Here is a 26,646-nt window from a genome sequence, read left to right on the forward strand (position 1 = left end):
TGCCTCATTCGATCAGGACGGAGGGAAGCCAGGTCGCGAGCGGCGGGACATAGGACACCGCCAGCAGCACCAGGATGTTGGTCAGCAGGAAGGGCAGGATCGCCCGGACCACGGGCGCCAGCGGCAGCCGCGCGATGCCCGCGCAGACGAAGAGGCAGACGCCCACGGGCGGCGTGGTCAGCCCGATCATCAGGTTCAGCACCGCGAAGGTGGCGAAGTGGACCGGGTCGATCCCCACCGCCTGCGCCAGCGACAGCAGCGGCACGAACAGGATGATCAGCGCCGCGATGGTTTCCATGAACATGCCCACGAAGAGCAGCAGCAGGTTGATCAGCAGGATCACCAGGATCCGGTTGTCGGTCAGCGACAGCACCCCGTCCGCGATGGCCTGGGGGATGCGTTCGGACACGAGGATCCAGCCGAAGACGTTGGCGAACCCCACCAGCGCAAGGATCCCCGCGGCGGACACCGCGCTGTCCACCACGATGCCCGGCACCTTGCGGATGGGCAGTTCGCGGTAGACGAAGGCACCGACGAAGAAGGCATAGACGCTGGCGACGACCGCGGTTTCGGTCGGCGTGGCCAGCCCTGACAAGAGGCCGTAGATGATGAGAAACGTCATCGCCAGCGCCCAGACCGCGCCGCCGAAGGCCCGTGCCACCTCGCCCCCGCCCTGCCAGGGCTGGCGGGGAAAGCCCTTGCGGACCGAGATGACATAGGCCGTCACCATCATCGCCAGCCCCATCAGGATGCCCGGCACCGCGCCCGCGAGGAACATCTGCCCGACCGAGATGCCGGACAGCGCGCCCACGATGATCATCGGCACCGAGGGCGGGATGATCGGCCCCACGGTCGATGAGGCCGCCGTCACGGCAGCCGAGAAATCGGCCGGGTAGCCCGCCTTCTTCATGCCGGGGATCATCACGCCGCCGATTGAGGCCGCGTCCGCCACCGCCGTGCCGGTGATGCCGCCGAACAGCATCGAGGCGGCGATGTTGGTCAGCCCCAGCCCGCCCCGGATCCAGCCGACCAGCGAATTGGCAAAGCGGATGATGCGCTGGGTGATGCCGCCGCGGTTCATCAGGTTGCCCGCAAGGATGAAACCCGGGATCGACAACAGCACGAAGACATCCATCCCGGCATACATCTTCTGCGGCATCACCACCGGCGGGATCCCCGCCAGCAGGAGATAGGCCAGCGACGAGACGCCCAGCGTGATCGCCACCGGGATGCCGACGACCAGCCCGCCGATGAAGACCGCGAAGAGGACAGCGACATCCAAGGCCTACTCCTCCTCGGGTTTCTCGGGCTTGCCGGTTTCGGTGCCCGCAAGCATGCCGACGACGCGCAGCCCGGCAAAGACCGCCAGCAGCGCCAGCATCAGCCAGACCGAGGCGTGGACGGCATCCATCCGCACCCCCAGCGCAGGCGAGGTCTGCATCCTGCCGATGGCGACATAGCGCCAGGCATGCGGCAGCAGGTAAAGCGCAAGCCCCGCGGTCACCGCCGCCGCCAGCAGGCGCAAGACCCAGGGCGCGCGGCCGGGCAGCGACTCGCAGATCACGTCGACATTGACCAGATCACCGCTGCGGAACGCCAGCCCCGCCCCGAAAGCCACCATGAAGAGAAGCGCATAGCGGGTCAGTTCCTCGGTCCAGACCGGGGCGATGCCGGTGAAGCGGCCCAAGACCTGGATCAGTACGGTGCCGATCAACACGGCAAAGGCCAGCCCCGCCCCAAGCCGGGCCAGCCATGTCAGGATCAGGATCAGGCGTTCGGCGGCTGGCACGGCGTGTCCTTGTCACATAGCCGGCCCGGCGCCCCGGGAGTGGCGCCGGGCCGGGCTGTCCCGGCAGGTTACTGCGCGAACAGCCCTTCCACGATCGGCCGGATCTCGTCGTTGACGTTGGCCAGCACCGCATCCTTGGCCTTGGCCTGGAAGGCGGCGCCATCGACCTCGACGAAGGTCATGCCCTTTTCCTCGAGAAAGGCGCGGTCGGCGGCGACGCTTTCCTCGAACAGCCCGCGCTCATAGGCCTGGGCCCGCGCCGCAGCCTCCATCACCGCGGCCTTGTCCTCGTCGGACAGCTTGGCCCAGGTCGTCTCGGCGATGGCGAGATAGATCCAGGACCGCACATGCTCGGTCAGGTTCACGTGGCTCTGGACCTCGTTGAAACTGGCCGAGCGGATCAGCGCCAGCGGGTTCTCCTGCGCCTCGATGGTGCCGTTCTGCAGCGAGGTGAACACCTCGGAGAACGCCATCGGCCCCGGGTTCGCGCCCAGCGCCTTCCACACATCGACGAAGAGCGGCACGTTCGGCACCCGCATCTTCAGCCCGTTCAGGTCGTCGGGCGAGGTGATCGGGCGGTTCGACGTCAGGTTACGCGGGCCGCGCGCGAAATAGGCGACGGGCCGGATCTGGGCCTTTTCGACGATCTGCGCCTCGATCCTGTCGCCGATCTCGCCGCTGGCGACCTCGTCCATGTGCTCGATCGAGCGATAGGCGTAGGGCACCGCCAGAAGCGCGGCCATGGGCGCCCAGTTCTGCAGGCTCTCGCCGGTGATCGTCATGTCGACGGTGCCAAGCTGCATGCCGTTGATCAGGTCGATCTCCTTGCCGAGGCTTTCGTTCGGGAACACCTCGACGGCGATCCGCCCGCCGGTCAGCGCGGCCAGTTCCTCTCCGAACTTCACCGAGGCGAGGTGCCAGGGGTTGTCCTCGTTGGCCAGGTGCCCGAGTTTCAGTGTGATGTCCTGCGCGTGGACGGGCAGGGCCAGCAGCGCCGCGACGGACGCGGCCAGGGTGGTGGTCTTCCAGGTGAACGTCATGTCTCCACTCCTCCTTGGATGGGTGCGTTGATCGGCAGGGGCAGGGGCCCGGCCGGCAGGTCGAAGAATTCGGGATTGGCGGCGATCACCTCGGGCAGGTCCCCCAGGATCTCGCGCAGATGGCCACGCATCGCGGCGTTGGCGCGGGGGATGTCGCCCGACGCGATCGCGTCGACGATGGCGGCGTGCTGGTCGATCAGCTTGGCCATGGGAAACCGCCCGAAGGACAGGAAACGAACCCGGTCCATCTGCGATTTCAGCCCCTCGACCTGTTTCCACGCGCCGCCCTTGCCCGCGCCCTCGGCCAGCGTCCGGTGAAAGGCCTCGTCAAGGCGCATGAACCCGGCTGGTTCGGTGGTCTCGCGCTGCCGCGCGATCTGGGCGCGCAACTCGGCGATCAGGGCTGGGTCGGGGGTATGGGCGAGTATCGCGACGATATCGGCCTCGATCGCCTCGCGCAGGAAGCGGGCGTCCAGCACCGCGGCATAGGCAATGCGGCTGACGATGGTGCCGCGCTGGGGAAGGATCGCCAGCAACCCCTGTTCGGCCAGCTTGATGAACGCCTCGCGCACCGGCTGGCGGCTGACATCGCAGGCCCGCGCGATTTCGGCTTCGGAGATCCGGTTGCCGGGTTTCAGATCGCTGCGGATGATCCGTTCGCGCAGATGGCGGTAGATCTGCGGCGTGATCGGCAATGCCGCATCCAGCCCCCAGCCGCGCGCATCCTCGGCAAGCATGATTCGAGTCCCTCCCGTCGGGGGTCTACCATACTGCCATACTAGTAGACAAACCTTGATCGTGCTAAGAGGGGCTGTTGGCCGAGGCTTGGGAGAACGAGATGAGACAAACCTGGCGCTGGTTCGGACCGCGGGATCTGGTGCCCATCGACCATGTGGCGCAGGCGGGTGCCGAAGGCATCGTGACCGCGCTGCACCATGTGCCGACCGGCGCGGTCTGGACCCCGGACGAGATCGCCCGGCGGCAGGCCGAAGTCGCGGTCATGGCCGACGGCTCGCCCTCCGGGCTGGCCTGGGACGTGGTCGAAAGCCTGCCGGTGTCCGAGGACATCAAGCGGCAGACGGGCGCGTGGCGCGCGCATCTGGCGGCCTACCGGCAGAGCCTGGAAAACCTCGCGGCCGCAGGGATCGAGGTGATCTGCTACAACTTCATGCCCGTGCTCGACTGGACGCGCACGGACCTCGCCTGGCGGCTGCCCAATGGCGCGACCTGCATGCGCTTCGACCTGGCTGATTTCGCGGCCTTCGACCTGCATATCCTCGCCCGCCCCGGCGCCGCCGAGGACTATGACGCGGCGCTGCGGGACGAGGCCGCGCGGCGGTTCGCGGCGATGGACGACGACCGCCGCACGCACCTGGCGCGCAACGTGGTCTTTGGCCTGCCCGGCGCGGCCGAGCGGTTCTCGCTGGAGGACGTGCGGGCGCAACTGGCGCTCTATGACGGGATCGGCCCGGACCGGCTGCGCGCCCATCTGATCGACTTCCTGGCCGAGGTCGCCCCCACCGCCGAGCGGCTGGGGCTGCGGCTCTGCTGTCACCCCGACGACCCGCCGGTGCCGCTGCTGGGCCTGCCGCGGGTGATGTCGACCGAGGCCGATTTCCGCGCGGTGACCCGCGCCGTGGACCTGCCCGCGAACGGCATCACGCTGTGTTCCGGCTCGCTGGGCGCGCGGCCCGACAACGACCTGCCGGGGATGATGGAGCGGCTGGGCGAGCGGGTGCATTTCCTGCACCTGCGCAACGTGAAACGCGAAAGCCCCGATATTCGCGGCTCGTTCCATGAGGCCGAGCATCTGGGCGGCGATACCGACATGGTGGCGCTGGTCGAGGCGGCCCTGCGCGAAGAGGCGCGGCGCCGCAAGGCGGGCCGCGCCGACTGGTCGATCCCGTTCCGGCCCGACCACGGGCAGGACATCCTCGACGACCTGGGCCGCCGGGCGCAGCCGGGCTATCCCTCGATCGGGCGGCTCAAGGGGCTGGCGGAACTGCGCGGCATCATCGCCGCGCTGGCGCCGCGGGTGATGGCATGACCCCGCGGCTGACCACGCTTGACGGGTTGCCCAAGGGCGTGGCGCGGCCGGGCTATCTGCCGTCCGCGCACGGCGTCGGGATCGTCCATCTGGGGCTTGGCGCATTCCACAAGGCGCATCAGGCACCCTATACCGATACCGCGCTGGCCGTCGCGGCCGGCGATTGGCGGATCGCGGGCGTCAGCCTGCGCAGCCCCAAGCCCACCCTGCAACTCGGCCCCCAGAACGGGCTTTTCACGCTGATCGAACGGGACTCCAAGGGCAGCCGGGCGCGGGTGATCGGCGCGATTGCGCGTGCGCTCTGCCTTGGGCCGGACCGGGCGGCGGTGATGGACGCGCTGACTGCGCCCGCCACGCGCATCGTCTCGCTGACCGTCACCGAAAAGGGCTATGGGGTCGACCGCTCGACCGGCGGCATCGACCGCGGCCACAAGGCGATCGCGCATGACCTGCTGCACCCGGACGCGCCCATCGGCGTTGCGGGCCTGCTGATCCTGGCGCTGGGCCTGCGGCGGGCGGCGGGCGTTGCACCCTTCACCGTGCTGTGTTGCGACAACCTGCCCGACAACGGGGCGCTTGTCCGCGGGCTTCTGGTCGATTTCGCGCGCCATGCCGCGCCCGATCTTGCAGACCACATCGCCGCCGAAGTGGCCTTTCCCGCCACCATGGTCGACCGGATCACCCCGGCCAGCACCGAGGCCACGCGCGCCGCGGCGCGCCAGATGACCGGCTGTCTCGACGAGGCTGCGGTCGAGGCAGAGAGTTTCTGCCAATGGGTGATCGAGGACCACTTTCCCACCGGCCGCCCGGCCTGGGAGGCGGCGGGCGCGCTGTTCGTATCCGACGTGCGCCCCTATGAAGAGATGAAGCTGCGGATGCTGAACGGTGCACATTCGATGCTGGCCTATGCCGGGTTCATGGCCGGGCATGCCCATGTCGCGGATGTCATGGCGGATCGTGCGCTGGCCCGGCTTGTCCATCGTCACCTGGGGGCGGCCGCCGCGACACTGCCGCCGCTGCCCGATGTCGATCTCGAGGCCTATGCCGCGGCGTTGATGGGCCGTTTTGCCAACCCTCATCTGCGCCACGCGACCTTTCAGATCGCGATGGACGGCACCGAGAAACTGCCCCAGCGCATCCTTGCCCCGGCGGTTGCTGCGCTGGAGGCAGGGCAGCCGATCGACGCCTTCGCCTTCGCCACCGCCGCCTGGATGCGCTATGTGCGTGGCATGCGCGAGGACGGCACCGCCCACGACCTGCGCGACCCGCGCGAGGAGGCGCTGCGCGCGGCGCTGGCCGACACGCCGGCCGAGACGGTCCGGGCGCTGATGGCGCTGCCGGGCCTTTTCCCGCGGGCGCTGCGCGACAGCGCGTCCTGGACCGCCGCCGTGACCGGGCGGCTGGAGCGCATGCTGGCGCAGGGGATGAAAGCTGCCATTGCCGAGGAGGACCGCGCCGCCCGCAGCGCCGAGGCGTAGGGCCGGCCCGAACCGCGCGTTGCGCGTCGTCATTGCCCCGAAGCCGGACTCGCCGCATACTCGGTGTTGATGTCCGCGCGGACCCGTGACTGCGGCGCGGCGCGTGCCGCAGCGATAGCGAGTGCCCGGTTCCCAGATCCATCCGCCAGTCCCGGCATCCGGGGCGCGGACCCGCAGACCGAGGACCACCGATATCGGAGGATATTTCCCATGAAGATCGCCTTTCTCGTGCCCGGCATCATGGCCACGCGCCTCGCCCTTGGCGACGAAGAGGTCTGGCCGCCCACGCCGCTGGAGACCCAGTTCGGCTATCGCCGGATCGACAAGCTTCAGGACGAGCGGGTAAAGCCGACCACGCTGATCTACAATGTCCTCAGCTTCCAGTTCTATTCGACGGTCAAGGATCTGCTGGCGGGCGCGGGCTATACCCGGGGCGGCGCGCAGAAACGCTATGTCGATTTTCCCTATGACTGGCGGCGCGACCTGTTCGACACGGTGGACGACCTGGCCACCGAACTGAACGCCCTGCACGAGGCGGGCGCCTCCGAGATCGCGCTGATCGGCCATTCGATGGGCGGGCTTCTGTGCCGGCTGCTGCTGGAATGTGGGCGGTATGACGACGCGCCCTGGTTCGGCAAGATCACCCTGTTCGTCGCGCTGGCCTCGCCGCATCTGGGCGCGCCGCTGGCCCTGGCGCGCATCTTCGGGGTGGACAGCACGCTGGGGATCAAGGGCAGCGATTTCGCGAAACTGGCCGCGAACCCGAAATACCCCTCGGGCTACCAGTTGATCCCCGCGCCGGGCGAGCAGGCGATCTGGGATCTGGCCAGCCCCGATCTGGCGGCGCTCGACCCCTATGATCCTGCGGTCGCGCCCAGGCTGGGGATGGTGCCCGCGCTGGTGGCGCGCGCGAAGGCGTTGCATGACGTGCTGGGCCAGGAAAAGCAGCCCGGTCACGTGCGCTATTTCTATTTCGCGGGCGTGGGCCACAAGACGGTGACGCGGCTGAACGTGGCGCTGGGCGCGGCCGACCGGGCCGATCACCGCAAGACCGTGGTCACCAAGACCCCCGATGGCGGCGACGGCACGGTGCCGATCTACAGCGCGCTGCCCCGGATCGGCCAGCGGCAACTGGTGGTGAACGAACATTCCACGGTGTTCGAGGGGGTGCCTTTCAAGCGCGTCTTCTTCCGGCTGTTCGGGGCCGATGCCGGGGCGCCGGTCGAGGTCGCCGGCGGCGAGGGGGCGCATATGACGGTCGCTCTCAGCATCGACCAGCCGGTGCAGCAGGCGGGCGAACCGATCGAGGTCACGCTGTCCCTCGTGCCGCCCGCGGGCGATGCCGAGCAGGTCACGACCACCGCCATCCAGGGCCGGTTCCTCCTCGACCGGGTGGACGAGGACGGCAATATCGCCGAGCGCGGTTTCCGCGAGACGCCGCTGGTCTATGACGGGCCGGGGGTGAACCGGCTGACCGTACACCTGCCGCCGATCGACGAGCCGGGACTGTTCCTGATGCGCTTTGCCAGCGGCGCGCAGGCCGAGAACGATGTGAGGTTTGCCGTCACCGAGGCGTGACGGCCGCCAGCGTCAGGTCGCCGGGACCGCGCACGCGCAGCACCTGGCGGCCGAAGGCGGCCTCGCGCGCGTCGGGAACGGCCATCGGATCGGCCTGTTTCAGGGCGCCGAAATCGAGCTCCGTTGCGGTCTCGATCAGCGCCAGCGGCACCTGGTAGGTCTCGTAGGCGCCCAGCACGAACTCCGCCTCGGTCAGGCCGCGGATCATCTCGCCATGGCTGAGGACATAGCCGGTGGCCGACAGCGTGCCGCAAGCCGCCCGGCGCATCACCGCGACCTTCCAGAACTCGCGCGGGATGGCGATGTCCTCGGCGCCCTCCTGGTCGCGCAGGTGCCGGTCGTCGTCGCGGAAGACCGGGCCGGTCAGCACGTTCACCCGGAAGTCGTATTCGCCTGCGGCATCAAGGATGTAATCCTCCAGACCCACCCAGTCGCGCTGGTTCAGATCGGCATGCTGGGGCACGGAATTGGTATAGTGGAAGGTGTCGGCCTGGGCCTTGAGGATCGTGTCCTCGTCGGCCATGTCCTCGGCCCAGCACGGGTCCAGCCGGCGCACCATGTGGCCCTTGTCCAGCGGGTTCGACCGGTAAAGCTCGTTGCCCGCCTGATGTGCGCGGTCCAGCCGCCCGTCCAGCCGCCAGCGCCCCGTGCGCGGGATGCGGCGCAGGTGGTTGCCGTCGATATTGACAGCCGTCATCAGCGGCAGCCTGCGCGAGGCACTTTGCCAGACCGAGAAATGGCAATAGCGCAATTCGGTGCCGCCACCCGCCACCGGGGCGAGGTCGTCCTGCCAGCGGCCAAGGCCGGGCAGGGCGGTTTCCACGCCGAGGAAGGTGCGGTCGAACCCCTCGCGGTCGGCAAGATCGTCGGCGCGGCTGGCCTCGGGTTCGGCCCCGGTGGAGCCGGTGGACAGCGCGGGCATGGCAAGGCTGGTCCTGAGGCGGCGCAGGGCGGCGGCGACGGTCTCGGCCGGGACGGCGACGTTGCGTTCCTGCGCGGCGCCCGCGAAATGCAGGCCAAGCGCCTCGCCTGTCGCGGTTGCCAGCACGACCGAGCCGGAATTGCCGCCCAGCGTCGAGGCGTCGTGTTCCAGCGTCCAGGCGTCGGCCCGCATCACCCGGCCCGGCGCGCAGCGCTTGACCCCGAAACGGTCGCCGAAGAACGAAACGATCAGGTGCCTGGGATTGTCGCGCGGGTCGCGTTCGGGATAGCCCACGACCGCGACCGGGGTTTCGGCTTCGGGCTGGCCGGTGGCCAGCGGGATCGGTTCGGCACCGGGCGCATGCACCTTGAGGAAGGCCATGTCGGGTTCGCCCGGCCCCGCAACCCACAGGATGCCGGTTACGAAGGCCGCGCGCGTGGGATCGTCGGGTGTGTCGATCTGTTCCAGCGGGTTCAGCCGCACCTCGATCCTGCGGTCGAACTGGCCGTCCTGGAAATCCCAGTCCTCGCCCATCCAGCGCCGCGCGAACAGTTCGGCCACGTGGCGGTTGGTGACCGCGATGCCCTCGTCCACCAGCCAGCCCGTCCCGGCGAACTCGCGGAACCCGTTGAACAGGTTAAGCCGTCCGGCCCCGAGCGCACGCGACTCGACCAGCCCGCGCTGTGCCTCGAACAGGTCGCGGTCGTCGAAATCGAGATCCATCCCCTCCATCAGTTGACGGGCTGCCTCCGACACCCCCTCGCGGGCGCTGAGGATCCTGTCGCGCGCCATGTAGAAGGATGGGCGCAGCGTGCTGCGCACGATCGCCTCGACCATCGCGCCGCCCGGGGTGGCAAAGGCGCTTTCGGCCTCGCCGCGGCCGAACCCCGCTGCGGCGGCGTCCAGTTCGAAAGTCACGAAGCCCGCATCGCCGCTTTCGGCCCCGGCCGCGGCGGGCGGCGCAAATCCCACCAAGACGTCGCGCGCCCGGTCGAGCGCGTCCTCGAAACGCGGGTCCCGCCCGCGAAGCCTGTCAAGCGCAGTTGCCATGGCACGTGCCTCCCTGGCGCCATCTTGGGGCTTGGGCCCGCAGCATGGCAAGCGCCGAGTCGCCGGGCCCGGGGATGAACGGCGCCGGAGCCGGGCGAATTGGCCTCACCTGCGGTTCCTTGATCCCGGGCCCGCGGGCTCTCTATCATATGCGCCGGTTCCCGACGCGACGCGGGGATGCAGGATCAAGGGCACGGGCAGGCGGGGACAGCGCGGATGATGGCGGCACAGACGGTGTGGCAGGACTGGATCGGGCGGACCGAAACCCGGCAGGGGTGCCTGACGGTCGAACTGGCGGGCATGCTCTCGGGCGCGCTGGGCCATGCCGCGGCCCCGGCGCCCGGCCTCGCGCCGGGCGCGGCGATGCCGCCGCTCTGGCACTGGGCCGCGTTTCCGGAATTCGTGCCGCTGTCGGAGCTTGGCACCGACGGGCACCCGCGGCTTGGCGGGTTTCTTCCGCCCTTGCCCTATGCGCGGCGCATGTGGGCGGGCGGGCGGCTTGGGTTCGAGGGCCAATTGCGGATCGGCGAGGCGTTGGAGAAACGCTCGGAAATCCTCGCCGTAGACGAAAAGCAGGGGGCGACCGGGCCGATGGTCTTTGTCCGGGTGGCCCATGTGACGGTGGGCGGGGCCGGCCGGGTCGAGGAGGAACAGGACATCGTCTATCTCGACATCCCCGAGCGGTTCACCCCGCCGAAAAAGCTGCCCCTGCCCGAGGCCCCCGCGTTTGACGAGCGCGTCCCCGTGAACGAGGCGCGCCTGTTCCGCTATTCGGCGGCCACTTACAATGCGCACCGCATCCATTACGATCTGCCCTATGCGCGCGAGGTCGAGAAATACCCGGGCCTTGTCGTCCACGGCCCGATGCAGGCGACCCTGCTGATGGAGGCGGGGCTGCGCCACGCGGGCGGTTCCGCGCCGCGCGCCTTCCGCTTTCGCGGGGTCCACCCGATGTTCGCCGACGAGGACATGCGGCTGATCGGCAAGCGGGACGAGGACGGCGCGCTGGAGCTTTGCACCGGAACGCCGTCGGGGCATCAATGCCTGCAAGCCCGGCTGGAGCTGGTCTGATGGGTATCCTCAAGGGCATGCGCGTGGTCGAGGGCTCGGCCTTCGTGGCGATCCCGCTGGCGGGGATGACACTGGCGCAGATGGGCGCCGACGTGATCCGGTTCGACCGGCTGGAAGGGGGGCTGGACCACACGCGCTGGCCGGTGACCAGGGATGGGCAAAGCCTGTTCTGGGCCGGGCTGAACAAGGGCAAGCGGTCGATCGCGATCGACATGAAGCACCCCAGGGGCCGCGAGATCATCACCGAGATCATCTGCGCGCCCGGCGAGGATGCAGGCCTGTTCCTGACCAATCTGGCGGTGCGCGGCTGGCTGGATCACCCGACCCTGTCAACCCGCCGCGCCGATCTTGTCATGGTCACGCTGCTGGGCGACCGGCACGGACGGCCGGCGGTCGACTATACCGTGAACCCCTCGGTCGGTTTTCCCGACGCGACCGGTCCCGAGGGCAGCACCGATCCCGTGGCGCATGTGTTGCCCGCATGGGATTGCATCGCGGGCAACATGGCGGTCTCTGCCCTGCTGGCGGCCGAACGCCACCGGCTGCGTACGGGCCAGGGCCAGGCGGTGCAGATCGCGCTCAAGGACGTGGCTGCCGCGATGCTGGGCAATCTGGGGATCATCGGCGAGGTCGCGGTGAACGGCGTCGACCGGCCCAAGGGCGGCAACGCGCTCTATGGCGCCTACGGGCAGGACTTTGTCTGCGCGGACGGCGAGCGGGTGATGGTGATCGGCCTGACCGAGCGGCAATGGCAGGGGCTGGTCAGGGTGACCGGCACGGGCGAGGCGATGGCCGCGCTGGAGGCCGAACTGGGCGTCAGCCTGAACGACGAGGGGGCGCGTTGGCTCAACCGCGCGCGGATCACCGCGATTCTCGCGCCCTGGTTCGCCGCGCACCGCGTGGCGGAGTTCGGCGATGCGTTCGACAAGTCGGGCGTCACCTGGTCGGTGTTCCGCAGCTTTGCCCGCGCGCTGCGCGAGGATCCCGACCTGTCGGCCGGAAACCCGCTCTTTGCCGAGATCGAGCAGCCCGGGATCGGCCGCTACCCGGTGCCGGGCTCGCCCTTCGCCTTTTCCGCCGCGGAACGCGAGGCGCCGGTATCCGCGCCGCTGCTGGGCCAGCATACCGAGGAAATCCTTGCCGATGTCGCGCGCCTGCCCGGGGGCGAGATCGCGCGGCTGTTCGACGAGGGCATCGTTCGGGGCGCCTGAGTGTCCGGCGTCGCGCGACGATGATTCGCCCTTCGGGTGGCGTGGCCGCCAGGGACTGACGGCCGTCTGCGTCGGTTTCCGAAACAGATGGCCGGCAAACCCGCAGTTTTGCCGCGCCGGTTTCCAGCCTGGAAACAGGTTTACCAAGGGCGCATTTCCAACCGGCGACCGGTCCGGTTTTAGGACAATTTTAAACGACTGCGGGATCGGGCCGTTCCAGCCCCGGGCCCGTGGACGGGGGCGTTGCGCGAATGGAGGATCGGGACGATGCCCGACGATACGATGCCCCTTGCCCAGCGGTTTGCCGCCCTCGCCATGGCCATCTTTCTCGGCACGGTGGCCCAGGCGGACCTTGCCCCCCTGCCGACCCCGACGGGACCCGTTCTGCTGACCGTGACCGGCGCGATTGCGGTCACGAATGACGGGGACGCGGCGGTATTCGATCTCGAGATGTTGCGCGCATTGCCCGCCGAAACGATCCGCACAACCACGATCTGGACCGAGGGGGAACTGGAGCTTACCGGCGTGCCGCTTGACGCGCTGCTGGCGCGGGTCGGTGCCGAGGGTGGATCGATAAAGGCCAAGGCGATCAACGACTACGCGACCGATATCCCGGCCTCGGACGCGGTGCCGGGCGGCCCGATCGTCGCCTATCACGAGAACGGCGCCCCGATGCCCCGGCGCAAGCGGGGGCCTCTCTGGATCGTCTACCCCTTCGAAAGCAATCCCGACTACCAGTCCGACGTGGTCTATTCGCGCAGCATCTGGCAGCTCGACCGGATCGACGTCGTGCGCTGAGGCCGAGGGGATGCGCGCACCCATGATATCCCGCAACCGGCCCGCCTGCCCGCTGCAGGCGGTTGCCTCGCGCCGCACGCAGGCGGCGATCGCGGGGGCGATGCTTGCGCTGCTGATCGGGGTGATCGCGTTCCTGTCGCTCGACGTGATGCGCCGGGTGGATTCGCTGGCCACCGCGCATACCGACAACGTGCAGTGGACGTTTTCGGCGGTGACGGTCGAACTGGTCGAGTTCGAGAACGCGCTTCTTGGTGCCGAACGGGACGGGCTGCCGCTGGACGAGGTGCGGCGCCGCTTCGACATCCTTTACAACCGCGCCGACATTGCCACCAACGGCACGCTTTATTCCCACATGATCGCCAAGGCCGGTCTCGGCGACGAGGCCGCGCGGCTCTGGCAGGCGCTCGATGCCGCGGTTCCGCTGATCGACGGGCCGGATGCCGGCCTGGCCGCAGCGCTGCCATCGCTTCGGAGCAGCTTCCACGATCTGCGCGCCCCGCTCAGGACAATGGCGATCGCCGGGGTGCGGCTGCTGGCGGTCGATGCGGACGGCCAGCGTGCGACAGTGGCGCGCCTGCTGACGCGGCTGGCGCTGGTCACCTCGGGGCTGGTCGTTCTGCTGCTCGTGGCGCTGGTCGTGCTGGGGCGGCTGAACCGGGACATGGGGCGCCGGGCGCAGGAGTTGCAGATGCTCACCTCGCGCCTTTGCGCCACCGTCCGAAGTGCCATCGACGCGGTGATCGTGGCCGACGACGAGGGCCGCATCCTCGACTTCAACCCGGCGGCCGAGGCGATCTTCGGCTACCGGCGCGACGAGATCCTTGGCCAGCGGATGCATGACATGATCGTGCCGGACCATGTCCGCCCCTTCCTGCTGACCGGAATGGAGAGGTTTCGCGAAACCGGCCAGCTCAGCCTGTTTGCAGGGGGCCGTGTCGAGATGGAGGCGCGGCGCAAGTCCGGCGAGGTGTTCCCGGCCGAGATTTCGGTCAGCATCGCGGACAGCCGGAACGGCAAGATCCTCGTCTCGTTCCTGCGCGACATCTCGGATCGCAAGGCGGCCGAGGCGGACCTGACCCGCGCCCGCGACGATGCGCTTGCGGGCGAGAAGGCCAAGGCGAACCTGCTTGCGGTGATGAGCCACGAGATGCGCACGCCGCTGAACGGCATGCTGGGCGCGATGGAACTGATGCGCGACACCGCGCTGGATGCCGAGCAGCGCGAGCACCTGACGATCATGGACTCGTCGGGGCGGCTGCTTCTGCACCATGTCAACGATGTGCTGGACATCGCACATCTCGACTCGGGACGGGCGGTGACGGAAAACTGCGGCTTCGATCTTGCCGTGCTGCTGGACGAAACCGTGGCGATGCACCGCGCGCTCGCGGCGATCAATGGCAATCGTCTGCTGATCGAGACCGAGGCGGGGCTGGGCCCGGTCCTGGGTGATGCGCGGCGGCTGCGGCAGATCCTCGTCAACCTGATCGGCAACGCGCTGAAATTCACCCGGCAGGGGACGGTGACGCTGACGGCCCGGCGGCCCGGCGGAACGGACATGGTCGAGATCGCGGTGCGCGACACCGGCATCGGGATTTCGCCCGCGGATCGCGAGCGGATCTTCGACGAATTCTTCACCGCCGATCCGACCTATGGCCGCCGTGCCGGGGGCACCGGGCTGGGTCTTGCCATCACCGATCGGCTGGTTCGGTTGCTGGGCGGCGAGATCGCGGTGGACAGCACGCCCGGCGCGGGCAGCGTCTTTGCCGTGCGGCTGCGACTGGCCCCGCTGGCCGTCGTGGACCCCGGCCCCGACGGGCCGGGACCGGATGGGGCAGAGATCGTCGCGAAGCCGCTGCGCCTTCTGCTGGTCGAGGACAACCGGGTGAACCGCCGCGTCGCCCGCGCCCTGCTGGAACGGCTCGGTCACCGGGTGACCGAGGCCGAGGACGGGATCGAGGGTGTCGAAAAGGCGTTCTGCACCGCATTCGATGCGATCCTGATGGATGTCAGCATGCCCCGGCTCGACGGGGTCGAGGCCACCCGCCGCATCCGCCTCGGCGGTCGTTCGCGCCATGCCCGGATCGTTGCGCTGACCGCCCACGCGATGCCGCACGAGATCGAGGAGTTCCGCTTCGCGGGAATGGACGAGGTCGGATCAAAGCCCGTCTCACGCGGCCAGTTGGCCGCGCTGCTGGCCGAGGGCGCACCGCGCAGGGCGGTGGTGACGCATGACGACCACGCCGAACCGGATGGGCTGCCCCTGCTTCTGGCAGCGGGCAAGGACGGTGGGGCGGCGGTCATGGCCCTGCTGCAACAGCGCAGCCCCGTGGCCGCGCGGCTTGACGCGCTCTGTCGGGGCGGGCTGGCAGGGCCGGACGACGGGGCAGAGATCCTGCATGCCGCCGCGGCCTGCGCCGGGCTGGGCGCGCTGCCGCTGGCGAATGCACTCGACCGGGTGGCGCGGCTGATCGCACCGGGGGCGGCGCTGTCCGATTCCGTCCCGGCGGCCGAGGCACTGGCGCTCTGGCGCGCGACCGCCGCGGCGCTTGCCTCTGCCGATGCCGATCCCGACATGCCGCTTCGGGCTGCGGAATAGGCGGGGCCGGGGCTTGAATACCCCCGCGATCCGGCTAAGCCTTCAGCGAAACGGAGGCCCCATGACCAACCCCCTGCTTGCGCCCCGCACGGCGCCGTTCGACTTGCCGGACTTCGCCGCAATCGCCGACGACCATTTCGAGCCCGCCTTCGATACGGCGCTTGCCTGCACCCGCGCCGAGATCGACGCGATCGCGACGAACCCCGAGCCGCCTGATTTCGCCAATACCATCGAGGCGCTGGAACGGTCGGGTCAGGCGCTGAACGACGTGCTGTCGGTCTTCTACCTGGTGGCCGCCGTCGACTCGACCTCTCGACGCGAGGCGTTGCAGCGTGCCTTTTCGCCGAAGCTGGCCGAGTTCTCGACCGATGTGACGCTGAACGCCGCGCTCTTTACCCGGATCGAGACAGTGTGGCAGGGGCGGGCGGCGCTGGATCTGACGCCCGAACAGGCCCGCCTGCTCGAGGTCAAGCGGCGCGATTTCGTCCGGGCAGGGGCGGCGCTGGCCGACGAGGGCCGCGCGCGGCTGCGGGCGATCAACACCCGTCTGGCCGAGCTTGGCACCGCGTTCGGGCAGAACCTTCTGGCCGACGAGCGGGACTGGACCATGCCGCTGGCGCAGGCCGATCTGGACGGGCTGCCAGGCTTTGTCGCCGAGGCCGCGCGCGCCGCCGGGGCCGAGCGTGGGGCGGGCGGGCCGGTGGTCACGCTGTCGCGGTCGCTGATCGTGCCGTTCCTGCAATTCTCGCCACGCCGCGACCTGCGCGAACGCGCCTACCGGGCCTGGACGGCGCGCGGTGCACGCGGCGGCACGACCGACAACCGGGCGATCGTGACCGAGACGCTGGCGCTGAGGGCCGAACGCGCCGCGCTGCTGGGCCATGACAGCTTTGCCGCCTCCAAGCTGGAAACCGAGATGGCCAAGACACCCGCGGCGGTGCGCGACCTTCTGATGGCCGTCTGGCACCCCGCCAAGGCGCGCGCCGAGGCCGATGCTGCGGTTCTTGAGGCGATGCTGGCCGCGGATGGCCATCCCGGCCCGCTGGAACCCTGGGACTGGCACTACTACGCCGACAAGCGCCGCAAGGCAGAACACGATCTGGACGAGGCCGCGCTGAAACCCTTTCTGCAGCTCGACCGGATGATCGAGGCGGCCTTCGACTGTGCCAACCGCCTGTTCGGGCTGGAGTTCACGCCGCTCGACATCGCGCTGCACCATCCCGACGCCCGCGCCTGGGAGGTCACCCGCGACGGGCGGCATATGGCGGTCTTCATCGGCGACTATTTCGCGCGGTCCGGCAAACGGTCGGGGGCGTGGTGTTCGGCGCTGCGCGCGCAGCAACGTCTTGCGGGCGAGATCCGGCCCCACGTCATCAATGTCTGCAACTTTGCCAAACCCGCCGAGGGGCGGCCCGCGCTTCTGTCCTGGGACGACGCACGCACGCTGTTCCACGAGTTCGGCCATGCGCTGCACCAGATGCTGAGCGACGTGACCTATGAAAGCCTGTCGGGCACGTCCGTCCCGCGCGACTTCGTCGAACTGCCCAGCCAGCTTTACGAGCACTGGCTCGAGGTTCCGCAGGTGCTGGAACGCTTTGCCACCCATGCCGAAACCGGCGAGCCCATGCCCGCCGACATGCGGACCCGCCTGCTGGCGGCGGCCAATTTCGACATGGGATTCCAGACGGTCGAGTTCATCGCCTCGGCGCTGGTCGATCTCGACTTTCACGATGGCCCGCCCCCCGCCGACCCGATGCAACGCCAGGCCGAGGTGCTGGAGGCGATCGGCATGCCGCGGGCGATCGGCATGCGCCACGCCACGCCGCATTTCGCACATGTCTTCTCCGGCGGCTACTATGCCTCGGCCTATTACTCCTACATGTGGTCCGAGGTGATGGATGCCGACGCCTTCGCCGCCTTCGACGAGGCGGGCGACCCGTTCGACCCGGTGACCGCCCGGGCGTTGGAAGAACACATCCTCTCGGCCGGGGGCACCGCCGAGCCGGAGGCGCTTTACCTCGCCTTCCGCGGCCGCCTGCCGGGGGTCGAGGCGCTGCTGAAGGGGCGGGGGCTCGACTCCGCGGCATGATGCGCGGCGCCTAGGGTTCGTCCCAGTAGCGGCGCCGTTCCTGCCACATCTTTTCGCCGACCATGCAATCCTGTGGATCGTGCGGTGTGTATTGCGCGGGCAGCACCTTGGCAGGCGCGGGCTGCCCGACCATTTCCAGCACCAGCTTGCGCCGCACGGCATCCGTGAAATCGCCCCAGTCGAGCACCGGGATCACGAAGGCCCCCGGCCCGCCGATCACGCAGGACTCGTAATACAGGTCGAGCCCGTCGAGGTGCCACTGGCTGCCTATTCCGTCCCGCGTCATCAGTGGCAGCCCGTTGATGGCGATGCCCTGGGCGAGAACGGCGTCGCGCGCCTCGGTCACCGGGCGGCCCTGGTTGTTCGGCCCGTCGCCCGAGATGTCGATCACCCGCCGGAGCCCGCGATAGGCGTTGGCCTCGATCATCCGGGCGCCGAACACCAGCGCCTCGGAGATCGAGGTCCGCCGCAGCGACGGGTCGAACCGGTTTTCCAGCTCGGCGGCGAACCCCGCAAGGTCGGCGCGCGTCTCGATCAGGCGCCAGTCGATGACGACCTCCTGGCTTCCGGCCCATTCCACATAGGTGATCGCGACACGTTGCAGGGCGCCGGACTGCACCGCGGCGAAGACCGCATCGGAATCGAGCGCCGCGGCATAGCCCCTGCGCTGGATTTCAAGCTCGCGCGGGCTCATCGAACGCGAGACGTCGACCAGCAGGACGAGTTCCAGATCGACCTCGATCCCTTCGGCATCGGCCGGTGCGGCGGCCAGCGACAGGGCCGAAACAAGAAGAGCGGCAAGCAGGCGCATGTTGCAAGGATGCGGGCGGCGGCGGCTTTGGTCCAATCACATTCAGGCCGGATGCCGCCTCTGCCCGGGATTGCGGACAATTCCCGGGGTGCCGGCGCTGGCGCTGAAAATCGCCGCAATGCGACTTGATGGCCCCGGTGGCGGCTCTAGTTGACAACTGCCCGGCGGGTATGTGTGAATTCCCGCCGCGGTAGAACGACAAAGAATGACGGCCACGTGACTCGGGCATGTTACCCAAGGGTGAGATGCAAAACGGAAAGGCTGTCGGCACAGGGAGGACGTGAATGCGCGTGTCTGGGGACTGGCCCGGGCGGCGATCCGGTGGGGTGAGGGCCGAGGGTTTCTCCAGCACCGGTCGCGGTACCAGGCCCAAGGGGATGAAGGCGCGGAACGCGCATCACATTGGGTGTTCCGCAGAAGGGTGCGTCGCCGGGGGGGGCATGACCCATGGCGCGTGAGGTGGCCGGCCGCGACACCTTCGCGAAGCTCCTCTTCGACCAGGCCGCCTTGCGGGGCGATGCGTCGGCGATCCGGGAAAAACGGCGCGGCATCTGGGGCAATATCACCTTTCGCATGCTGTCGGACGAGGCGGCCCATCTGTCCCTGGCGCTTGCCGAACGCGGGATCGCGCGCGGCGAGCGCGTGGCCGTGATCGGCGATAACCGTCCGCGCCTGTTCGGGGCGATCGCGGCGACCCATGCGCTGGGCGGGGTGGCCGTGCCGCTCTATCCCGATTCCAGTGCCGAGGAGGTGGCGGGCCAGCTGCGCGCCGCCCGGGTGAGTGCGGTTTTCGCCGAGGATCAGGAACAGGTCGACAAGGTTCTGGATATCCTGCCGAACTGCCCGGGCGTGCGGCTTGTCGTCTATGACGACGACCGCGGCATGCGTCACTACGTGCATCCCGGGCTGGCCGACCACGGCCACCTGATCGACGAGGGCCAGGCGCTGGCCGCCAAGGCCCCCGACGCCTACCGGCAGGCGGTCGCGGCTGGGCAGGGCAGCGACGAGGCCTTCGTCTTCTTCACCTCGGGGGCCTCGGGCGCGCCGAAGGGCGTGGTGTTCACCCATGCGGCGCTGATCGGCCGGACCCGGGCGGCGGTGCAGGCGCAGGGGCTGACGGCGTCGGACACCACGCTGGCCTTCTTCCCGCCGGGCTGGCTGTGCCAGACGATGTTCAGCTACATGTCCTCGATGGTGGCGGGGCTCTGCATCTGCTGCCCGGAATCGCTGGAAACCCTGATCGACGACATGCGCGAGATCGCGCCGACCTCGCTGTTGACGACGCCGCGGATGCTGGACGCGATCTTCTCGCGCATCTCGACCCGGATGGAGGAAACGGGGGGGATCAACCTGGTGCTCTATCGCCGCGCGCTGGCGCTGGCCCAGCGGGTCGGGCGGCAGCGGATGGAGGGCTATGCGCCCGGTGCGGTCAACCGGTTCGGCATGGCGGCCTATGGTGCGCTGATCTACGCGCCCTTGCGCGACATCCTCGGCATGAGCCGGCTCCGGTCGGCCTGTTCGACCGGCGACACGCTGGACCCGGCGATGCAGGGCTTTTTCCAGACGCTGGGGATCGACCTTCGGCAGGTCTACGGCGCGACCGAAACGGCGTTCTTCGTGGCGATGCAGCGCCATGGCGACGAGGGGCGCGGGACGGTGGGCAAGCCGCTTGACGACATCGCGGTTCGCATCTCGGACAGGGGCGAGATCGAGGTGCGCTCGGACGGTCTGATGGCGGGATACCTCGACGATCCCTCGGCGATGGCAGCGGTGCGCAGTGCGGATGGCTGGCTGCGGACCGGGGACGCCGGCATCCTGGAGCCGGACGGCAATCTGCGGTTGGTCGACCGGATGGATGCGATCGGGCGGCTGGCAGACGGTACGGTCTTTGCCCCGCGCATGCTGGAAAGCCGGATCCGTTTTTCGCCGCATATCCGCGACGCGGTGGTGGTGGGCGACGGGCGCGACGGGATCTGCGCGCTGGTCGACATCGACACGCTGGCGGTGGGCCGCTGGGCCGACGACCATGCAATCGCCTATATGGGCCACGCCGATCTTGCCTCGCAGGACGAGGTTTACGGGCTTGTCGCCGACTGGATCGCCGAAGTGAATGCCGGGCTCGCGCGCGACCCGGCGACGGCGGCGCTGCAAATCCGCCGCTTCGCGCTGGTGCCCGAGGAACTGGGCACCGAGAACGGATTCCTCACACCCACCGGCAAGGTGCGCCGCCACGCGGTGACCGAGCGCTTCGCGGCGCTGATCGAGGGGCTTTATGCCGGGCAGAGCGAGGTGATGCTGGAAACTGCCGCCGTCGAAGAGGGCCACCACGGACCCGTCGCGCTGAAGATCCGCGAGGCGTCGGTGGTCGGCGTGCCCGGCAGCAGGAGGGCCGCATGAACGTCGTGACACAAAGCCATATTCCGGGCGTCGAGCGGGCCTATCCGATCGGCGAGCCGATCCTGGAACTCGACTCGATTTCGCTCAGGTTCGGCGGTGTGCAGGCGCTGACCAACATCTCGTTCGACATTCGCGAGCACGAGGTGCGCGCGATCATCGGGCCGAACGGCGCCGGAAAGTCGTCCATGCTGAACGTGATCGGCGGGCTCTATACGCCCCAGGACGGCACGATCCGGTTCCGCGGCGAGAAGTTCGCCAACATGACGCCGGGCAAGGCGGCGCGGCTGGGCATCGCGCGCACCTTCCAGAACATTGCGCTGTTCAAGCGGATGACGGTGCTGGAAAACATCATGGCGGGCCGGCGTCTTTTCACGCACGCGAATTTCCTGGAGGTGGCGCTGCAACTGCCGCGCGCTCGGCGCGAGGAACTGGAAAGCCGCGAGAAGGCCGAGGAGATCATCGAGTTCCTGGAGATCCAGCAGATCCGCAAGACCCAGGTCTCGCGCCTGCCCTATGGGCTTCAGAAGCGGGTGGAACTCGGCCGCGCGCTCGCCGCCGAGCCGCAGATCCTGCTGCTGGACGAGCCGATGGCGGGGATGAATGTCGAGGAAAAGCAGGACATGTGCCGCTTCATCCTCGACGTGAACGACCATTACGGGACGACCATGGTGCTGATCGAGCATGACATGGGCGTGGTCATGGACATTTCCGACCGCGTCGTGGTGCTGGATTACGGCAAGAAGATCGGCGACGGCTCGCCCGCAGAGGTGCGCAGCAACCAGGACGTGATCGACGCCTATCTGGGCGTGGCGCATTGAGGAGGCGGCCGTGAATCCCGAAATCCTGTTCTTCTTCGAGGTGCTGATCGGCGGGCTGCTGGCGGGGGTGATGTATTCGCTCGTCGCGCTGGGTTTCGTGCTGATCTACAAGGCGTCGTCGGTGTTCAACTTTGCCCAGGGCGCGATGGTGTTCTTCGCGGTCCTGTCCTTCGTGGGCTTCATGGAGCTGGGCCTGCCGTTCTTCCTGGCGCTGCTGGTGACGGTGGGGCTGATGATCCTTGTCGGCATGGCGACGGAACGCTTCGTGCTGCGCCCGCTGGTCAACCAGCACGAAGACACGCTGCTGATGGCCACGATCGGCCTTGCCTTCGTGCTGGAGGGGCTGGCCCAGCTTGTCTGGGGGGTCGAGGTGCGCCGGCTCGACCTCGGTATCCGTGACGAGCCGATCATGCGGATCGCGGATGCGACGGGCATCTTCGTCAGCGTGCTCGATCTGGTGGCGGGGCTGGTGGCCGCGGTGATGGTGGCGGTGCTCGCCATCGTGTTCTCGCGCACCAAGGTCGGGCTGGGGCTGCGCGCGGTGGCCGACGGGCACGGCGCGGCGATGTCGATCGGCATCCCGCTGCGGCAGGTCTGGGTCTTCGTCTGGGCCGCCGCGGGCATCGTGGCGCTGGTGGCGGGCATGCTCTGGGGCGCGCGCGCGGGGGTGCAGTTCGCGCTTGTCGGCCTCGCGCTCAAGGCGCTGCCGGTGCTGATCATCGGCGGTTTCACCTCGGTGCCGGGCGTGATCGTGGCCGGCCTGATCGTGGGCGCCAGCGAGAAGATCGCCGAGGTCTATATCGGCCCCTATTTCGGCGGCGGCATCGAGGGCTGGGCGCCCTACATGCTGGCGGTCCTGTTCCTGATGTTCCGGCCCGAGGGCCTGTTCGGCGAACGCATCATCCGGCGCGTCTGACGCCCTCTGACAGAGGAGACTGCCATGTATTACAGACAGGCCGGCACCTACCGCACGGGATACGCGCAGGACATGCGGCTCATGCCGCTGAAAGAGGACCGCATCCTTCTGGGTCTGGTCCTTGTCATCGCCTTCGCCGTTCTGCCCTTCACCGCGTCCGACTACTGGCTGAGCGCGATCCTGATCCCCTGGCTCTGCATGTCGCTGGTGGCGATGGGCCAGAACATCCTGATGGGCTATGCCGGGCAGCTGTCGCTGGGCGCGGCGGGATTCATGGCGGCAGGCGCGTTCGCCTGCTACAACCTGATCCTGCGCGTCGAGTGGATGCCCTTTCCGGTGGCGATCCTGCTGTCGGGGCTGATCGCGGCGGCCATCGGCATCGTCTTCGGCCTGCCCTCGCTGAGGGTGCGGGGTCTTTACCTTGCGGTGGCCACGCTGGCCTCGCAGTTCTTCATCGTCTGGGTGATCGACAAGTTCGGCTGGTTCAAGAACTACGATACCTCTGGCATCATCACCGCGCAGGATATCGTGATCTTCGGCAAGGCCTTCACCAGCCCGGCCGAGATGTATCTGGTGGTGCTTACCATCACGGTGCTGCTGACCTGGGCGGCGATGAACATGGCGCGCGGCAGTGCGGGCCGGAACTGGCAGGCGGTGCGCGACATGGACGTGGCGGCCGAGGTGATGGGGCTATCACTCCTGCGCACGAAGCTGCAGGCCTTCGCGATCAGCTCGTTCTATTGCGGGGTGGGGGGCGCGCTGTTCGCCTTCACCTACCTGAAATCGGTGGAACCGGCGGCCTTCGACATCAACCTGTCGTTCCGCGTGCTGTTCATGGTGCTGATCGGGGGGCTGGGGACGATCATCGGGTCGTTTTACGGTGCGGGCTTCATCCTGCTGTTGCCGGTCTTTCTGAACATCTTCTTCCACGCGCTGTTCGGCAAGGCGGTGGATGCGTCCATCACCTCGGCGCTGGAACAGGTGATCTTCGGGGTGCTGATCATCCTGTTCATGATCTACGAGCCATTGGGGCTCGCCAAACTCTGGCAGAACCTTCAGGAGCGAATGCGCCGATGGCCGTTCAAGTTCTGAGGCGCAAGGAACAAGGCCAAGCGCCCGTCAAGGGCGACAGCCTTGGGGGCTCGACCCGGTCGAGCGGCAACGAAGGGAGGAAATGAAGACCATGAGACCAATGTTCCAGAGGGCGGCCTCGGCCCTCCTCGTGACCGCCGCGCTTGCGGCTGCGCCGATCGCGCCGGGCATCGCGCTGGCCGAAGAGCAATACATGGCGGTGCCGTCCAGCCGCGTCGGCCCCTATTCCGCGATGGGCACCGGCTATTACGGCGGCATCATCGACTACATGACCTATGTCAACAAGACCGGCGGCGTGAACGGCGTTCAACTGACCTGGGCGGAATGCGAAACCGAATACAACGCCGCGCGCACCGTGGAATGTTACCAGCGCCTTCTGACCGGCCCGAACGGCCAGAAGATGGTGGTGTTCGACACGCTCGGTACGCCCGGCGCCTATGCCGTCATCAACCGGATGGCCGAGGACGAGGTCGTGCTGGCCCAGTTCGGCTATGGCCGGACCGATGCTGCCGATGGCCGGGTCTGGTCCTGGGTGTTCAACGCCGCGGGCCATTACTGGTCGCAGATCGCGGTCAAGATGAACTTCATGGCCCAGGTCGAGGGCGGCGTCGAGAACATGCGCGGCAAGAAGATCGTGCACCTGCACATCGACAGCGCCTATGGCCGCGAACCCCTGCCCGCGATGCGCCAGATCGCCGAGGACTGGGGCGTGAACCTGGTCGAGATCTCGATCCCGCCGCCGGGCCTGGAACAGAAATCGCAGTGGCTGCAGATCCGCCGCGAGCGGCCCGACTGGGTGACCTTCTGGGGGGCCGGGTCAGGCATGAACGCCACCGGCATGACCGAGGCCGCGCGCGTCGGCTTCCCGCGGGACCGGATGATGTATGTCACCTTCGGCGGCGCCGAGGAGGACATGGTGCCCGCGGGTGATGCCGCGGTCGGCACCTATGTCGTGGCCAACGTCGTGCCGGGCAAGGACTTCCCGCTGGTCCAGCAGATCAACGAGGTCGTCTATGGCGCGGGCGCGGGCAACCTTGCCAACCCCGAGCGCGTCGGCACGGTCTACTGGAACCGGGGCGTCGCCGCGGCGGTGATGTGGGTCGAGGCGCTGAAGAACGCGCAGGCGATCCACGGCAAGGACGGCCAGGCGGTCACCGGGCCCGAGTTCCGCGATGGCTACGAGGCGCTGGACTTCACCGAGGAGAAGCTGGCTGAACTGGGCATGACCGGCATGATCGCGCCGTTCAAGTTGTCCTGCGAAAAGCATGACGGCTCGGGCCGGTTCAAGATCATGCAGTGGAACGGCGAGAAGTTCGACATCATCTCGGACGACTTCGTCGCGGCGCCCGACGAGGGCTTCATCCGCGGTCTGGTCGAGGCCTCGGCCGAGAAGTTCGCCTCCGAGAACGGCATGACGGTGCGCGACTGCCCGTAAGGCCAATACGACATCGGCCGCGGGGCGGAACGTTCGCCCCGCGGCTTTTTCCGGACAGACGAAGGGATGCCCGCATGACCATGACCGACGAGATGTCAGCCGGGGCTGCGCCGAGACCCGCGCTGTCGGCCCAGCCGATCCTGTCCGTCCGCAACATCGAGTCGATCTACGACAACGTGATCCTGGTGCTGCGCGGTGTCTCGCTCGAGGTGCCCGAGGGCAGCATTGTGGCGCTGCTGGGCGGCAACGGCGCGGGGAAAAGTACCACGCTGAAGTCCATCTCGACGATGATCGGCGCCGAGCGCGGTCGTGTCTCCAAGGGCTCGATCCATTTCCGGGGCGAGCGTACCGACCAGCTGACCCCCGGCGATCTGGTCGGAATGGGCATGGTGCAGGTGATGGAGGGCCGGATGTGCTTCGGCCACCTGACGGTCGAGGAGAACCTGATCGCCGGGGCCTATACCCGCAAGCTGACCAAGGCGCAGATGCGCGAGGAACTGGACCGCGTCTATGCCTATTTCCCCCGCCTCAGGGAACGCCGGACCAGCCAGGCGGGCTATACCTCGGGCGGCGAACAGCAGATGACCGCGATCGGCCGGGCGATGATGGCCAGGCCCCGGATGCTGCTGCTGGACGAACCCTCGATGGGGCTTGCCCCGCAGATCGTGGCCGAGATCTTCGAGATCGTCCGTGACCTGAACGAGAAAGAAGGGGTCAGCATCCTGCTGGCCGAACAGAACACCAGCGTTGCGCTGAAATACGCCAATTATGGCTACATCCTCGAAAGCGGGCGGATCATGATGGACGGTCCAGCGAAGGCGCTGGCCGAGAACAAGGATGTCCGCGAATTCTATCTCGGCATGTCCTCCGAGGGCCGCGAGAGCTTTCGCAACCGCAAGTCCTATCGCCGCAAGAAGCGCTGGATCTGACGGAAGGTGCCCGGCTGGTTCGGGCCGCGTCCCCCAGGCACTTGGGCCCTGCGTTTCGCGCAGCCTGGTCGGCCGCACCGGTACCCTATGCGGACCGGCATCGCGGCGCGATCTGCGTGTCCGGCGTCAGCCATGAACAGGCCGTTCCCGCCGGAAATGGCAGGGAGTGCGGCACGCCTTCGCCGTTGCTCGTGGGCAGGCCTGCCTAGGGAACGGTTGAGCCATCCCGACAAGGCGCGCGCCTTCCTGCGTGTGACGCCGGACACGGCAGCCGCGGCGCTCGGTGCGTGCGGGCATGGCGTGGAGGGCGCCGGGAGTCGGGCGTTCTGGAGTAGGGCAGTCGGCCGCCCCCTCTCCGGCGGCGTTGCACCGCTTTCGCGGTTCTTCACGCCGTGACGGGTTGAGGACGCGCCGGCCGTCCCCACTGTTGGTGCAGCCTTGGCCATCGTGCCTGCCCCAGGACACGGGGCAGGCACGCGGCGTTTCAGAAGTCCTGCCATTGGGCGTTGTCGTTGACGGCGGTCTTTTTCCGGGCCGGGACGGCGGGTTCGGCCTCGGGCTGCCGGGGGCGCGGGGGCC

20 protein-coding genes are annotated in these 26,646 nt (G+C 68.5%); 14 read left to right on the forward strand and 6 right to left on the reverse strand.

The window, feature by feature from the left end; genetic code table 11:
• Positions 1-4 precede the first annotated feature (4 nt).
• The 4 genes from EV655_RS10525 to EV655_RS10540 all read right to left on the reverse strand — a co-directional run bounded on the left by EV655_RS10525 (position 5) and on the right by EV655_RS10540 (position 3,566).
• The gene (locus EV655_RS10525) at positions 5-1,282 is read right to left on the reverse strand and encodes a TRAP transporter large permease (RefSeq protein WP_132544566.1); all 1,278 of its coding nucleotides are present in this window, start codon (positions 1,280-1,282) and stop codon (positions 5-7) included.
• 3 nt (positions 1,283-1,285) lie between these two features.
• On the reverse strand, positions 1,286-1,789 hold the full coding sequence (locus EV655_RS10530) for a TRAP transporter small permease (protein ID WP_132544568.1): 504 nt from the start codon (positions 1,787-1,789) through the stop codon (positions 1,286-1,288).
• 68 nt (positions 1,790-1,857) lie between these two features.
• On the reverse strand, positions 1,858-2,829 hold the full coding sequence (locus EV655_RS10535) for a TRAP transporter substrate-binding protein (protein WP_132544570.1): 972 nt from the start codon (positions 2,827-2,829) through the stop codon (positions 1,858-1,860).
• A complete protein-coding gene (locus tag EV655_RS10540) occupies positions 2,826-3,566 on the reverse strand; it encodes a GntR family transcriptional regulator (RefSeq protein ID WP_132544572.1) in 741 nt (246 codons plus the stop codon). The genes EV655_RS10535 and EV655_RS10540 overlap by 4 nt, the downstream gene beginning before the upstream one ends.
• A 101-nt stretch (positions 3,567-3,667) precedes the next feature.
• Here EV655_RS10540 and uxuA point away from each other — a divergent pair, with 101 nt between their 5' ends.
• From uxuA to EV655_RS10555, 3 genes are all read left to right on the forward strand, one after another.
• Positions 3,668-4,876 (forward strand): mannonate dehydratase, encoded by a 1,209-nt coding sequence (uxuA, locus tag EV655_RS10545; RefSeq protein ID WP_132544574.1) that lies wholly within the window; start codon positions 3,668-3,670, stop codon positions 4,874-4,876.
• Complete coding sequence (locus EV655_RS10550; protein ID WP_132544576.1) at positions 4,873-6,354, forward strand: mannitol dehydrogenase family protein; 1,482 nt, start codon at positions 4,873-4,875, stop codon at positions 6,352-6,354. The genes uxuA and EV655_RS10550 overlap by 4 nt, the downstream gene beginning before the upstream one ends.
• A 210-nt stretch (positions 6,355-6,564) precedes the next feature.
• Positions 6,565-7,932: an esterase/lipase family protein gene (locus EV655_RS10555; RefSeq protein WP_165905322.1), complete on the forward strand. Its 1,368-nt coding sequence runs from the start codon at positions 6,565-6,567 to the stop codon at positions 7,930-7,932.
• Here the strand turns inward: EV655_RS10555 and EV655_RS10560 are convergent.
• Positions 7,919-9,904, reverse strand: a complete 1,986-nt coding sequence (locus tag EV655_RS10560) for a DNA/RNA non-specific endonuclease (protein ID WP_132544580.1) — start codon at positions 9,902-9,904, stop codon at positions 7,919-7,921. The two genes, EV655_RS10555 and EV655_RS10560, sit on opposite strands and share 14 nt — an antisense overlap.
• Before the next feature lie 219 nt (positions 9,905-10,123).
• Between EV655_RS10560 and EV655_RS10565 the strand changes: the two genes are divergently transcribed.
• The 5 genes from EV655_RS10565 (at position 10,124) to EV655_RS10585 (ending at position 17,669) form a co-directional block, all read left to right on the forward strand.
• Positions 10,124-10,975, forward strand: coding sequence for an HTD2 family dehydratase (locus tag EV655_RS10565; RefSeq protein ID WP_132544621.1), 852 nt, complete (start codon positions 10,124-10,126; stop codon positions 10,973-10,975).
• The gene (locus EV655_RS10570; RefSeq protein WP_132544623.1) at positions 10,972-12,186 is read left to right on the forward strand and encodes a CoA transferase; all 1,215 of its coding nucleotides are present in this window, start codon (positions 10,972-10,974) and stop codon (positions 12,184-12,186) included. The genes EV655_RS10565 and EV655_RS10570 overlap by 4 nt, the downstream gene beginning before the upstream one ends.
• A 267-nt stretch (positions 12,187-12,453) precedes the next feature.
• On the forward strand, positions 12,454-12,984 hold the full coding sequence (locus tag EV655_RS10575) for a putative pterin-binding protein (protein WP_132544582.1): 531 nt from the start codon (positions 12,454-12,456) through the stop codon (positions 12,982-12,984).
• A gap of 22 nt (positions 12,985-13,006) precedes the next feature.
• On the forward strand, positions 13,007-15,580 hold the full coding sequence (locus EV655_RS10580; RefSeq protein ID WP_132544584.1) for a PAS domain-containing hybrid sensor histidine kinase/response regulator: 2,574 nt from the start codon (positions 13,007-13,009) through the stop codon (positions 15,578-15,580).
• Positions 15,581-15,641: 61 nt separating this feature from the next.
• The gene (locus EV655_RS10585) at positions 15,642-17,669 is read left to right on the forward strand and encodes a M3 family metallopeptidase (RefSeq protein ID WP_132544586.1); all 2,028 of its coding nucleotides are present in this window, start codon (positions 15,642-15,644) and stop codon (positions 17,667-17,669) included.
• Positions 17,670-17,679: 10 nt separating this feature from the next.
• Here the strand turns inward: EV655_RS10585 and EV655_RS10590 are convergent, their stop codons facing one another.
• A complete protein-coding gene (locus EV655_RS10590; RefSeq protein WP_132544588.1) occupies positions 17,680-18,480 on the reverse strand; it encodes a DUF1194 domain-containing protein in 801 nt (266 codons plus the stop codon).
• Positions 18,481-18,927: 447 nt separating this feature from the next.
• Between EV655_RS10590 and EV655_RS10595 the strand changes: the two genes are divergently transcribed.
• The 6 genes from EV655_RS10595 (at position 18,928) to EV655_RS10620 (ending at position 26,067) form a co-directional block, all read left to right on the forward strand.
• Positions 18,928-20,877 (forward strand): AMP-dependent synthetase/ligase, encoded by a 1,950-nt coding sequence (locus EV655_RS10595; RefSeq protein WP_132544590.1) that lies wholly within the window; start codon positions 18,928-18,930, stop codon positions 20,875-20,877.
• Entirely contained in the window at positions 20,874-21,695 is an 822-nt protein-coding gene (locus EV655_RS10600) for an ABC transporter ATP-binding protein (protein WP_132544592.1), read from the forward strand. Before EV655_RS10595 ends, EV655_RS10600 begins: the two co-directional genes overlap by 4 nt.
• Before the next feature lie 10 nt (positions 21,696-21,705).
• The gene (locus EV655_RS10605) at positions 21,706-22,611 is read left to right on the forward strand and encodes a branched-chain amino acid ABC transporter permease (protein WP_132544594.1); all 906 of its coding nucleotides are present in this window, start codon (positions 21,706-21,708) and stop codon (positions 22,609-22,611) included.
• 24 nt (positions 22,612-22,635) lie between these two features.
• Complete coding sequence (locus EV655_RS10610) at positions 22,636-23,703, forward strand: branched-chain amino acid ABC transporter permease (protein WP_132544595.1); 1,068 nt, start codon at positions 22,636-22,638, stop codon at positions 23,701-23,703.
• A 91-nt stretch (positions 23,704-23,794) separates the two neighbouring features.
• The gene (locus EV655_RS10615; RefSeq protein ID WP_207901948.1) at positions 23,795-25,138 is read left to right on the forward strand and encodes an ABC transporter substrate-binding protein; all 1,344 of its coding nucleotides are present in this window, start codon (positions 23,795-23,797) and stop codon (positions 25,136-25,138) included.
• Between the two features lie 80 nt (positions 25,139-25,218).
• Positions 25,219-26,067: an ABC transporter ATP-binding protein gene (locus EV655_RS10620; protein ID WP_243645053.1), complete on the forward strand. Its 849-nt coding sequence runs from the start codon at positions 25,219-25,221 to the stop codon at positions 26,065-26,067.
• Positions 26,068-26,646 lie beyond the last annotated feature (579 nt).

It is taken from the genome of Rhodovulum euryhalinum (assembly GCF_004342445.1).
In the GTDB taxonomy this organism is placed as follows: Bacteria; Pseudomonadota; Alphaproteobacteria; order Rhodobacterales; family Rhodobacteraceae; genus Rhodovulum; species Rhodovulum euryhalinum.